The sequence below is a fragment of the Lactobacillus isalae genome (genome assembly GCF_947539375.1).
Taxonomy (GTDB): domain Bacteria; phylum Bacillota; class Bacilli; order Lactobacillales; family Lactobacillaceae; genus Lactobacillus; species Lactobacillus isalae.
On sequence record NZ_OX443569.1, the window covers coordinates 902,050 to 914,847 of the forward strand.

Annotated in this window: 8 protein-coding genes, 2 pseudogenes and 1 CRISPR repeat array (1 of these 11 only partly in view); all 10 genes and pseudogenes read right to left on the reverse strand. The window is 31.3% G+C overall.

Annotated elements, in window-relative coordinates; genetic code table 11:
- Window positions 1-66: direct repeats of the CRISPR family, unit length 36 nt; unit sequence GATCTAAACCTTATTGATCTAACAACCATCTAAAAC; it begins 1,093 nt to the left of the window's first position.
- Window positions 67-98: 32 nt separating this feature from the next.
- Window positions 99-767, reverse strand: coding sequence for a type II-A CRISPR-associated protein Csn2 (gene csn2 / locus QM512_RS04350; RefSeq protein ID WP_282806296.1), 669 nt, complete (start codon window positions 765-767; stop codon window positions 99-101).
- Window positions 764-1,069, reverse strand: a complete 306-nt coding sequence (gene cas2, locus QM512_RS04355) for a CRISPR-associated endonuclease Cas2 (protein WP_282806297.1) — start codon at window positions 1,067-1,069, stop codon at window positions 764-766. Before cas2 ends, csn2 begins: the two co-directional genes overlap by 4 nt.
- Window positions 1,047-1,955: a type II CRISPR-associated endonuclease Cas1 gene (gene cas1, locus QM512_RS04360; protein ID WP_282806298.1), complete on the reverse strand. Its 909-nt coding sequence runs from the start codon at window positions 1,953-1,955 to the stop codon at window positions 1,047-1,049. Before cas1 ends, cas2 begins: the two co-directional genes overlap by 23 nt.
- Window positions 1,956-2,160: 205 nt before the next feature.
- On the reverse strand, window positions 2,161-6,321 hold the full coding sequence (cas9, locus tag QM512_RS04365) for a type II CRISPR RNA-guided endonuclease Cas9 (protein WP_282806299.1): 4,161 nt from the start codon (window positions 6,319-6,321) through the stop codon (window positions 2,161-2,163).
- A gap of 201 nt (window positions 6,322-6,522) precedes the next feature.
- Window positions 6,523-7,389 (reverse strand): annotated as a pseudogene (locus QM512_RS04370) (glycosyltransferase family 2 protein).
- A gap of 123 nt (window positions 7,390-7,512) precedes the next feature.
- Window positions 7,513-7,962: pseudogene (locus tag QM512_RS04375) on the reverse strand (SDR family oxidoreductase); the annotation flags it as partial.
- 118 nt (window positions 7,963-8,080) lie between these two features.
- The gene (locus QM512_RS04380; RefSeq protein WP_282806300.1) at window positions 8,081-9,202 is read right to left on the reverse strand and encodes a hypothetical protein; all 1,122 of its coding nucleotides are present in this window, start codon (window positions 9,200-9,202) and stop codon (window positions 8,081-8,083) included.
- 234 nt (window positions 9,203-9,436) lie between these two features.
- On the reverse strand, window positions 9,437-10,234 hold the full coding sequence (locus tag QM512_RS04385) for a hypothetical protein (RefSeq protein WP_095154648.1): 798 nt from the start codon (window positions 10,232-10,234) through the stop codon (window positions 9,437-9,439).
- 941 nt (window positions 10,235-11,175) lie between these two features.
- Complete coding sequence (gene rfbD, locus QM512_RS04390; protein WP_282806301.1) at window positions 11,176-12,162, reverse strand: dTDP-4-dehydrorhamnose reductase; 987 nt, start codon at window positions 12,160-12,162, stop codon at window positions 11,176-11,178.
- Window positions 12,163-12,178: 16 nt separating this feature from the next.
- Window positions 12,179-12,787 carry a dTDP-4-dehydrorhamnose 3,5-epimerase gene (gene rfbC, locus QM512_RS04395; protein WP_004897504.1) on the reverse strand — a complete coding sequence of 203 codons (609 nt, stop codon included), beginning with the start codon at window positions 12,785-12,787 and terminating at the stop codon, window positions 12,179-12,181.
- Window positions 12,788-12,798: the final 11 nt, after the last annotated feature.

Below are 12,798 nucleotides of genomic sequence, written 5' to 3' on the forward strand. Positions count from 1 at the left end.
ATTCAATCTTGTTTTAGATCTAACATGTGAGATCTAAACCTTATTGATCTAACAACCATCTAAAACCGAAATTTTATAATCAGTTTTTAATCAGATAGTTAGTACCAATCAACAAGGTCTTGATCAATGTAGAAATAATCAACATCTTTTGGAAAAACCAGAAAATCCGCAGATGTGAATTCTATTAAAATTAATTTCAACTTCATTTCTTTTAATAGATCATTTAACATTCCTAACTGAGCTAAATTTAAATAATGAGCTACATTACAAGCAACAGGTATAGAATGCAAATTATAGTTTTGATGTATTTTTAAGATCGATTCAATTATAGCATATGGTTCCTCTAAAAACTTAGTATCTAAATGCAGATTTTCTAACTTCAAAAACTTCTTCAAGTCTTCGTTAAATTCAAGTTCTAGAGGTAAATCTTCAAGCAACAATGAATCTTGTATTATCCCTTCTAATTCATGATATGTTTTTAATATTTCATTACGATTCGTTTCATTGAGTTCTTCAATATATTCTTTTATAATAACGGGCATATATTTGTCAAAAACATTTCGATTTAATACTGGATCAGCGATAAAATCAAAATCTTTAATTATATCTAATTGATTATAATCATCATCCGAACTTAGAAGCATATCTTTCTTACCTTGAAAACTCCGAATTAAATCTTGATAAACTATCGGACTAGAAGTTGCTATTACCTTTATTCCACTACTTTTCATAACCATCTTTTTATGAGATAAATAAGATAAAATCATAAAATCACTGTCCGATCTGAACTATTTCTTACATCATCAACGGGATTTCCAACTAAGAAATGCATATCATTGTATTGTTTCTCAGTAACCATTAAAGATTGAACGACGCCACTAGTTGGCAAAAAACTTTTAATTCGTTTTTCCAGAAAAATTGCTGTTTTTCTACTTACACATACTCTTTCATATATAGAATATTGAATCATTAAGAATCCTTCGTTAATTAGCCTTTTACGGAACTGACGATACTCTCTTCTTTCACTAGCCGTCTCAACCGGCAAATCAAACATTATCATTAATCGCATCATTCGGTACCTCATCCGTTAACTCCATTTCTATTTTTATATTATCAATTTCTCCACTTAAAAATCTTAGGCAATCCCTAACATAAACTGTAATTGCATTAGAAAGTAAAGTCTTCCTACCATTGAATTTTATTTCTAAACTAAGCAATTCAACTAATCCAAATTTAATATCAGGCGTAAATTCATCAATATTTTCATGCGCTTTAACCCAATAATCTACAAAAGGTCTAAAAGGCTCCATTAAGTCTGACCCCAAATTAAATTGGTTTTCTTGGGAGTGATGATGAATACCTAAATAAGATAAATAACCATTTACCGCAATTTCACGATTAAAAGCTGAAAGTAAAATAGCATATCCATAATCTAAGGCAGCATTTATTGCACCTGAATTTCTTCTTATAAAATCTTTGCCAAACATACTAATAAAATATTTTCTAGCTGCAGCTGCTTCTCGATTAGTTGAATCATTCAATTCCATTTGATCTAATTCATTTTGAACATCATCCCAAATCAAATTATAATTTTGCAATACCTTAATTTGATTTTGAATCTTCCTTGCTACAATTTTCGTCCACAAAAGCTCTTTTTGCTTTTCATCCCAATTAAACTGATTTTTTAATTTAGCAAGACTTCTACTATTCGGATAATAATCTATTGTTTCACTGACAGGTTGGTATTTATCATCAACGAAAATTATTTTAGATTGATTTTCAGCTAGTTTACTAATTAGTGCACTTGTAATTACTGCTTGAGAGGTTGATACCAATAATAAATTGATATCGCTAATAGGTATCTGATTAATCCCATCTCTTGTTTGCACAATCATCATATTCATTGAATACGTTAATTTAGTATGTTGCGTAATTATTACCGATCGCCATCCCATATGTTTCCTCCTTGTATCTTTTGCCTATACATGATATTATTAATTTGTTGGGTAGCTCCCAACTCTAAACTTTATTGATCTAACAACCAGATTTAAAATCAAGCAATGCATCTTTTGATGCAAAGTTTCAACACTTGTCCCGAGCTATCGAGGGACTTTTTTTATACAAAAAATAGGGAATCACATTGGTGGTTCCCTATTTTCTTTACAAATCTGAAATCTTAACGCGTTTTTCAAATAGACCTGTTGGAGATTGATAAATTAATTTTGCATTTTCAGATAATTTTACACCTGTAGGAATCTGTAATTTTCCCAATTCCGTAGATAATCCTAAAGACTTAATCTTAGGCATTACAGCATTATCATGTAATCCATTTAATACCTGCAAAATTGTGTCTTTTTTCTCAGCTAATGATAGATCAACAAATTTTTCTCTCCCAGCATGTAATTTTTCTCTAAATTTATTAATATCAAACAATGGTAGATATTTATCAATATTTGTAAGAATTTCATCATATGCTTCAACCAAAGCTTTCTCCTCTTCAGTATCATTTTCACAATTATCAGTAATTGCTTGCATAGAATATTGAGATAAAGTTAATTGCTTAGCATTTTGGACATACGTAGAACTTGCAAGCATAAATTTCTTGTCACCATCTAAAATTACTTGCTTATATGGGACTTTTTCTTTAACAATCTCAAATGAACTAATTGTTTTATTTTTCTTTCCATTCTTGCTATACATAATTTCAGGTTCAAGTACCTGCTTTAAATAAGCATTATAGTGACCTTTTTTCTCAGCTTTTCTTAAATTAATCAATTCACGCATTGGTACTCCGAACACGCGATATTCGGTTCCCTTTTTCTTATTAATTCTAACAATAACCATATAGGCATCGGAATTATTTGTATATCCGCCATATACTTCAGTAGGCATATCTTTCTTTTTAGGAATCAAATTACGTGATTTCTTTCTATCACGTGATAAACGTGGATAGACCGTCATCTTAAACATTTCCTGATCGTGAGTTTCGGTTTCTCGAGAAACAAGCATGTATTTATAATTATATGCATGTTTCAATTTTTCAATTATATCTTTTTTGTCAAAAACCTTTTTCTTAGTTTCACGACTGATAATATCGTTACCCTTGTTTTCAAAAATTTGCGAAATAAAATTATATCTTCTTGTTTTATCATAAATTATCTTTTCTTTTTCAGGTTCGGAACTAAATTTTTTATATTGTCCATATACAAAGAAAGGACGTAAATAAGGATAAACTTGATAAAGAATATTACCACAAATAGCTGAAAGATAGGCATCAATTGCATGATGATAATCATTGACTTCTCTACTCTTATATAAGTTTAAATGCTTTCGTAAATAATGATTATATCGAGCCTTAACAACTATTATTTCAGTATCAGGATACTTAGATTGCAAAATTGTTGAAACCAATTTAATAATTTGACTCGTTTCAACTAATTGTCTATGTATGAAACCTGAAGATTCATATTTATTAATCTTATCTGGATCAATAATTAAATTATTATACTTAGTCTTTGTAATTAATCCCTGATCTTTCCATTTTTCCCACATATGATGAATCGTCATTCCCAAGTCAGTTGCCATATGATTTCCATATAATTTAACTGGTACATTATCCGATTTACCATTATTGACTGCTTTTTTAACTAAAACTCGGTTTTCCAAGGAATCATCTTTAATAAAGCTTTGTGGAAGAATGTGATCTATATCATATTGTTCTAGATCATCAATATCAATTGGTTCACCCGTATAAGCATCTCTACCAAGTTGCATAAAGTATAAATAATATTTATCTTTCAACAATTTTTGATCTTTAGCAACCCTTTCCAGCTCATTTCTAATAGTCTCTGATGCTAATTCATTAGATAATTCTTTATAAACTTTGCGTAATTTATTTGCTCGAGTTTGACTTATTTTAGCATTATCGTCTGCATCTCTAGTAAACTCAATTGCAATTTGCTTAGGAACCTTTCCTGAGGCTGCTCTAACAATATCATCAACGACTTTAACTACTTGGCGGATTGCTTTCTTATTAGCTGGTGACGTATAAGCCTCACTTAAAATATCTTCTACACTTGTGTCAACTAGTAAATTTTGGTTAGCAACTGCAATAGCATCTTTAAAATCAGCTTGATTTACAATTTGCATAAAATTATTTTGACTATCCCAAAGTTGTTCAATAATAGTTTGACCATTATTGTCAGTTAATTGTGATAATAATTTCTTCGATAATTGACCCCAACCTTGCATTCTAATCTTGCTTAGTTTGTCAATTTGTCTATCACTGAGCCAGTCTATAGTTTTCAACTTTTCTTTATAAATAGCCTTATCTTCAAAAATAGTTGACCATTCGATGATCCGTTCAAAATCTTTATTATAGCTAGGATTATCAATTTGCTGATCAAAAATCTTCAAATTTTTTAATTTATTATAAGTTGTCAATCCAGAGTTAAATTTCTTTTCATCGGATAAGCCCTTAATCTCAACATTAATAAGTTTATAATTTTCTTTCAAATAGGATTTAAGCTTATTAGTAGTTACAGTTGAATTCTTCTTAAACAAGTTATTATATAGTTCTTGTTTTAAAGGCACAGATATTCGCTTACCATTAATTTTTATGTTATTAAGTTCATTTAATACTGTAAACTTTTGATAAAGTAAACTGTTAGCTGGTAAAACATCTTCACCTAATAAGTAAGTATCTTTAGTTGTCATTCTTTTAATGAACTTATTTGCTGATGCCATTCGATCTACCTTTTGATCAAAATTCCAAGGAGTAATCTGTCCTTGCCCCTTACGTATCATCCAAGCAAAATTTTGATTTTTCTTTGTTTGGTTATTTTTAGTAGATTCGTTTGGTGAAATTAATGGTCCTACATAATAAGGGACTCTAAATCTAATTAGTTCATCAAGCTTATATGGGGCTTGCTTTAAATGTGAAGAAACAGGATTTACCTCTTTCAAAAATGGATAATACTTTCCCTGATTTTCAATAATTTTGTCTAATTCAAGCTGATGAAGCTGATATGGAATTACTCCATTTTCATTTGTTCTCTGTTTTGGCATGAATGAATCTAAGGCAATTGCATCTAAAATTTCTTGAGATTCCTTTGAATCATCTAAATTCTTTTTAACTTCTTTATAAAATTCTTCTTTTGATAAAGTTTTCTTCTTTCCTAAAACGTCTTTAGCCTGAAGAATTTTTCCATGTCGATTGTTGACATACAAGTCATAAGCCAGGGCTAATTTCTTAGCCTTATCTCGATCGGGATGATCAGAAATAACCTGTTTCAATAATTTCAAATCATCTGAATGATTCTCATACTTATCAATCATTGATTCAGATAAAGTCTTTCCCTCTTCGACAATGTTACTTAAAGTAATTGCATTAGCCAATTCTCTAATTACTGCCAGAATTTCTTGTTCATTTTCATTAAGATCACTAATTAAATTTTCGAACTTATTATCGGCATCCACATCAGTAAGCTTAAATTCCCAATCATCTGCTTCATCTTTACTAATGTCTTTTAATAAAATAATTTCAAATTTAGTTTTATAACCTAAAATAGCATTTACTATTTGCTTAGAAACATCCTTTATTAACTTAGTACGTTCCTTATTATCAGTTTTTAAAGAAAGTAATTGGTTAATTTCCTTAACTTTATTTATCTTGAAGACTTTTTTATCTCGAATAATATTTTCAATTTCTAATGCATTATTACTATCAAGCTTTACATTAAATTCTGAGTCTAATCCTTCATATAACTCATTTAATTTCTTTAAACTACCTTTTACATCTATTTTTGAAGCTTCAAAGTCTTTTACAGGTGTATTATATAAAAAATTACCGCGGTATTTCACAATATGGTGAATTGCAAGATAAACTTCTCTTAAATCAAATTTTCGATCTTCAGTCATCAACTTGTAACGAAGATGATAAATAGTAGGATTATCAACATAAAACTTCTTATCTTCAAGAGATGTTGGATAAATTATTGAAGATACATTTTTTCTTGTATCTAAAGGTGAGAGACCAGATTCTTTTAAACGAGCAAAAAAGTATGGATCAACTTTTGCCATATGAGAATCAAATATCTCTTCTAATAACTTTAATCGCCACTTTCTTCTTTTAATTCTTCTTCGTGTTGTTCGAAAAGCCCGACGATCAGCTGCCGAATTTTCTGCATCAAATAAGTGAGAACCAATAGCAGTTTTTCCATGCATTCGCAGAATAGTATTTTTAGAGTCCATTGCTACCCAGCCACAAGAATTAGTCCCGATATCCAAGCCCACAATATAATCTTTGGTTATTTTTGTCATATATTTTCCTTTCTAGTATTTAATCAGCTTAGCATTTAAGCGCTTTCTTACATTGTAAAAATAATATGAGCAACTCCTTGATTAAATTTCATTGATCTAACACCCATCTAAAACTACTAACTAAATCAAAAAGATTTGCTCACGTTTATATTTTACTACTAACTAAATGTTTTCTAAACAAAAATTTATTAAAAACTTCTTTTACTCCCCTCGATACTTCTTCAAAATAGCTAATTTTTGCTTGGCGTCTCGGGACTTCAAATAGTCATCGTCAAATTGCAAGAGAGCTAAACGTTTTTTGTAGGCTTTTTCTTCTTCAGTTGTATCAAAACCAATTAACTTCAACAAACTGATTCGCTGCTCAACTGCTTCTGCTGGAAAGACTGATAATTTATCAACTTGTGCTGTAACACTGGCGTTTAAAATACGATGCGTATAAATACTTTTATTCATGTACGCAATTTTGTCAGCAAGTAAATAAATTTTCCAGGTGGTTAAATCATCTTCAACTTTTGCATTAATTAGATAAACAATATTTTTAAAAAGTTCTCGCTTATACAACTTTCCCCATGGAACTACGAAAACCATTGACATGTTATAGTAGACGGTTCTATATTCCAACTTAAACCAGTCTTTTGGCGAATAGCACTTTTCAAAATAATCATCCTCGTTCATCCAGTATAAAAATGCGGATTTCTCTTCGTCGAATTCGTTAAAATTGCCAACTGCAATATCTGCATCGCCTTTTTTCAAAAGATTATACAAATCTTCAATATGAGTTTCCGGTAACCAATCATCATTATCGACAAATGAGACATAATCACCACTTGCCATAGCTAATCCAGCATTTCTGCTAGACCCAACGCCACCATTTTTCTTATGAAGAACCCTAACCTGACCATATTTTTGTCTATACTCTTCACAAATTTTAGGTGAATTATCGGTTGAGCCATCATCTATCAAAATCAATTCAATGTTTGAATAAGTTTACTTCAAAATGCTATCAACACACTGATTTAAGTACTTTTCATCATTATAAACTGGAATTATTACTGATACTTTTTTCATGTTTTTCCCTAGAGCTTTCTAATATAAGAATAAGTATTAAAAGCTCATTATACACTACCCCAACACGAAAAAGGACCAAGCCTGCGCTTGATCCTTTTTATTCGGTATTATTTAATTCAAAGTTTACTTCCCCAACTCATCAAAGAAGCCGTCGGCCTTTAAAATATCTAAGTAACGACTAATAGCATCAGTCCAAGTTGGAAGTGGCTTAAAGCCATTTTCTTCTAACTTGCTCTTATCTAGGCGAGAGTTAAACGGACGAACTGCCTTTGATAAGCCGTATTCTTCAGTAGTTACAGGAGTTACCTTAGTCTTATAGCCAGCCTGCCGATAAATTTCTTTAGTGAAATCGTACCAAGAAATGTAACCAGTCTTAGTACCATTTTCATCATAGTCGCCTTCATTTGCTGGTAATTCTGCATTAGTTGCATGGTAGTAGCCGTACTTATCAGTTTCAATCATGTCTACCAATAAACGAGCTAAATCAAAAGTGTAAGTTGGTGTACCTACTTGATCACTAACAACCTTAACTTCATCATGGTTTGAACCAACTTTAAGCATTGTCTTAATAAAGTACGTAAAAATAGATAATGCTAAAAATTTACTCATATATTCAACTCACTTAGCTATGCTATCTAAAACTACACTTACCACAACTGGCTGGATGTTCAAATTAGACAGTTAAATTCAATTAATTATCAGTTTTATCTTTTGGTTTCTTCATATCTAGACTAATTATTTTATCTTTATTCTTTTCTATTGGTTTTCCTTCTTTTCTTATGCTTAACCCTAATTCTTTTCCTCTTATATCTTTTGCTTTTAATTCTCTGTATTCTATATCAGCTTTTAAATTTTTGACTTTATTTTGTTTATGCTTACTCCAAATATCTTGACATGTTTCTATTAATCCTTTCTTTTTCAAATTTTCTTTTCCTAATAACAATTTTAGAGATTTATTTAGTATAAATACAAAGGATCCAAAAACGCCCGATCCAAATACAACTTCTATAAAAAAATGTATATCATTAATCGAATGTGTTACTAAAGTAAAAAAGCCAGGAGAATTTATATTTGCTTTCATGTCAATGTTATTACTTTTTTCTTTTGGAAAAACGGAAACTAACTTTGACCAATCAGAAATAGAAAACTCTGAGCCCTTTGAAGTATGAACACGAAGATAGAATTTACCTTCATATTTGTATACAGGAGAAACTAAATTAAACAGCTTTGTTTTATTATCTATGTCAAGAGATGCCACTGCTTGGTGAGCATTCATTATCCACGCTAATTCCTTTGGGAGATCATTTCTATTGATTATAGAAATCCATTGAACAGACCTTCTTTTTAGATAACCAGAAGGTTTATAGGAGATATCTTGATTTTCATAATCTTTTTTCAATTTTTCAATATTCGTAATACTCTCATCATATGGATCACCAATAACAATTCCTAAAGCAAATTCATATGAATGTTTAGCAGGAACTAAAATAAAATCGCCAATCTTAATCTCATAGACAAATAGATAGGTTTGTTTTGCATGAATCGTTAATTGTGCCTTTGCAGTAGTAGATAAATTATTTATTGTTGTTCTGTTATCTTTAATGTACTGTTTGAACATCAATTGCTTAATATCTTCAAGCGTTACGAATTCTTGTTTCTGCAGTTTTTTAATATTATCAATCGTCAGCTTATTGTATTTAATACCGATATAATCATTATTTAAAAAATCAGAAAAATATTTACCTCCTTCAGCACGTAACAACCAAAAATTGGTCTTACGATTAAACTTAAGAATTGAAATTTCAGAATTCATTTTATCTCTCCCACGTAGTATTATAGTTCTATAAATATATAATAATATAAATTATGATGATGCTACACCTCTAATGGAAATTTGAATCTGAATTAAAAATTCATGATTTTTTATATAAATTAGATAAAAAGGAAAATGACTATATGCTAGCTATTTTGCTCTAAAAAACTAATTATTACTTTACTAGCTTTACCTTTTAAAAAATTTTTCTACTATCTACATATGTCATAGTTCTTATTTCTTCAATAATGGTAAATGCTCTTCTTCAATATCAAGAAATCTTTGCATAATCAAAAACGTTTCATTCATGTAAAATCTTATATCACTTTCAGTAAGTCCTGTTGGCTCTCCGTGTTTAAATTTTTCATTAGAAATATAAAGAACAGCTGATGTCAAATGAACGATAAAACTGACATTTTGCTTATTAATCCCCTTTTCTTTTAAATATTTACCTACCTCGGATCGCATAAAATCATGTTCTGGAGCTTTAATTTGATTTTCAAGAGATTTTTTATTACATAAAATATCACATAATAAAAATTCAAACGATTTTCTTATATCATTCCCAGCTTCTGAATAGTATCTGCCCTTTAACATTTCTATGCTATTTTTCCAACATTTAAGTGATTCTGGATGATTAATCTTCAGTCTTTCTGCAAAAATTTCTTGAGCTGTCACTGCATCAGAAGTAAATGCAGCTAGTTGCTCAAATAATTTTTCTTGAACCTCAATATAATTATATTTCATAACAAATTCATTTATAAAATTAAAATCATCTTCTATTGTAATATAGCCTGCATCCAAAATTTGTCCTATAAAATCAAGCTTATTTGCATCTGGAAAGTCATTAATTGTATCACAAAGAACTTGCCAATCATATCTATCATCATTACTCTCAATTTTAGCAATATCTAAATGATACTGAAAAATATATGCATTTAATACATCAATAACTTCATCCTTATTAAGATAACATGCAATTCTTTGACATATCCTATGTACTGTAATAATTGGCACTATAATTTGATTCAATTCTAACTTCTCCTACTTATTGAGCTATCATGTACATTTTACCTCAATTTACTCACAACAAAAAAGAGGCCCTCCAAAAAGCCGCTTCTCCTTATCAAGTCCTCCAACTTTCTACTCCAGAGGATGACAGTCGCCTAGTTGAAAGCATTTTTTGTGTTCAATATGTACTCAACCGTGATTGGTTTATGACCAATTAAATTACTGAAGTCGCTACCCAGTACCTCCAAATACCCTTCTCGAACGGTCGTACCGAAACCATTCTTTCTGAAGTTGCTTTAATTGGACTCTTTGAGAAATCGCCATCTGTATTTCTCGGCATACCGATACGATTGATATAACTGTATAATTCTTCATCAGTCTTGCGAATGTGAGAAATATGATTGCCAGACACACCATTAGCAATATCTAAAAACTTCTGATATGTAAATGGCTCAGATCCATTAATATTCAAAACAGTGCGGTGAAGTAAATCATTGTTCAACGCTCAAGCGGCACTTAATGTAGCATTTTTTCTAGAAATGAACCAGATTCTTCCACCGGTCATCTTCTTTTCAATATTGTTTTCATGATTGTTAACTGCGCGATAAGAATCAGTAATGAAAACTTCAGCAAATAATGAATTGTGTAAGAAAATATAATCTAATGAGGTATTTTGAATAATCGATTCAGTATAACCGTGGTCTGCATTCTCGAAAACTTTTTAAACCAGCTTTTCCATATTTCTTAAATAATATAGTCAATCCATCACTTGTAGAATGTGATGAAATATTCAATTCATGTTGAATTTGTCTACTTTCCAGATTGTTTTTATATAATTCAATTGATTTTAATTTAGTCTCAACTGTATATTTGCTCATAATAAAAACCCCAGATTGGATTTATGTCCAACGCTGGAGTTTAAACTTCATTGATCTTTCATTCGGTATTATCTAATTAAAAACTTACTTCCCTAACTCATCAAAGAAGCCGTCAGCCTTTAAAATATCTAAGTAGCGGCTGATAGCATCTGGCCAAGTTGGGAGTGGCTTAAAGCCGTTTTCTTCTAACTTACTCTTGTCTAAGCGAGAGTTAAATGGACGAACAGCCTTTGATAAGCCATATTCTTCAGTAGTTACAGGAGTTACCTTAGTCTTGTAGCCCGCTTGGCGGTAGATTTCTTTAGTGAAATCGTACCAAGAAATATAGCCGGTCTTAGTACCATTTTCATCATAGTCGCCTTCATTTGCTGGTAATTCAGCATTAGTTGCATGGTAGTAGCCGTACTTATCAGTTTCAATCATGTCTACCAATAAACGAGCTAAATCAAAAGTGTAAGTTGGTGTACCTACTTGGTCGCTAACAACTTTAACTTCATCATGGTTTGAACCAACTTTAAGCATTGTCTTAATGAAGTTAGAACCATTTACACCAAATACCCAAGCAATACGAACGATGAAGTACTTGTCCAAGGTATTAGCAACAGCTGCTTCACCGCCAAGCTTAGTTTCACCGTAAACATTTAACGGCTTGTAACCCTTAAAATCAGGTTCCCAAGGAGTAGTTCCTTGACCATCAAAGACATAGTCAGTTGATAAGTAAACCATTGGGGCATCTAGCTTTTTAGCAACATTAGCGATGTTTTGAGTTCCATCAACGTTAACTTTACGAACAGCAGCTACCTTGTCATCATCTTCAGCCATGTCAACTGCGGTCCAAGCAGCACAATGAACAATAACGTCAGGATTTACTTCAGAAATAACCTTATCTACAGCTTCTGCATCAGTAATATCTAAAGAAACATAAGCTGCCTTGGTAACACTGCTTCCGTCAGCAACACCAGCATATTCAGGTGCTAAATCAGAACCTACGCCTTCATAGCCACGCTTAGCAAGTTCATTCATTACGTCATGGCCAAGTTGACCATTAACGCCAGTTACAAAAACTCTCATTTAATTACCTCACTAATTAAAACTTAAAAGTATCCTTTAAGCCTTTCCATTCTTGGTCACGGTCAGACAAAGTTAATTTAGTACCATCGTCAAGAGTATAGCCACTAGCATCAGGACTGCCTGGGTAGTCGCCCTTAAGGTGTGGCCATTCAATACCAATTTCAGGATCGTTCCAAGCCATACCACCTTCATCGTTTGGATGCCAGAAATCATTAACCTTGTAGCAGAATTCAGCTTCATCACTTAAAACAAGGAAACCATGAGCAAAACCTTGTGGGATTAAGAATTGCTTCTTATTTTCTGCAGTTAATTCAACACCGTACCACTTACCATAAGTCTTAGAATCGCTACGAAGGTCAACAGCAACATCGAATACTGAACCACGAACTGCGCGAACTAATTTAATTTGTGGGTATTTCTTTTGGAAGTGTAAACCACGAAGCACACCCTTAGTTGAACTTGATTGGTTATCTTGAACAAAGTTAATGCTAAAGCCAGCATCCATCATGTCTCTTTGATTAAAAGTTTCCATGAAGTAGCCACGATCGTCTCCATGAACAGTTGGAGTGATAACTGCTAAACCTTCAATACCACCAACATTTTTTTCAACTTTAATTTGTCCCATTTTTAAAAGCT

Bases quoted from the DNA above. Each gene is read 5' to 3' on its own strand.
- csn2 (WP_282806296.1), bottom strand. From the start codon at position 767: ATGATTTTATCTTATTTATCTCATAAAAAGATGGTTATGAAAAGTAGT.
- cas2 (WP_282806297.1), bottom strand. From the start codon at position 1,069: ATGCGATTAATGATAATGTTTGATTTGCCGGTTGAGACGGCTAGTGAA.
- cas1 (WP_282806298.1), bottom strand. From the start codon at position 1,955: ATGGGATGGCGATCGGTAATAATTACGCAACATACTAAATTAACGTAT.
- cas9 (WP_282806299.1), bottom strand. From the start codon at position 6,321: ATGACAAAAATAACCAAAGATTATATTGTGGGCTTGGATATCGGGACT.
- QM512_RS04380 (WP_282806300.1), bottom strand. From the start codon at position 9,202: ATGAATTCTGAAATTTCAATTCTTAAGTTTAATCGTAAGACCAATTTT.
- rfbD (WP_282806301.1), bottom strand. From the start codon at position 12,162: ATGAGAGTTTTTGTAACTGGCGTTAATGGTCAACTTGGCCATGACGTA.
- rfbC (WP_004897504.1), bottom strand. From the start codon at position 12,787: ATGGGACAAATTAAAGTTGAAAAAAATGTTGGTGGTATTGAAGGTTTA.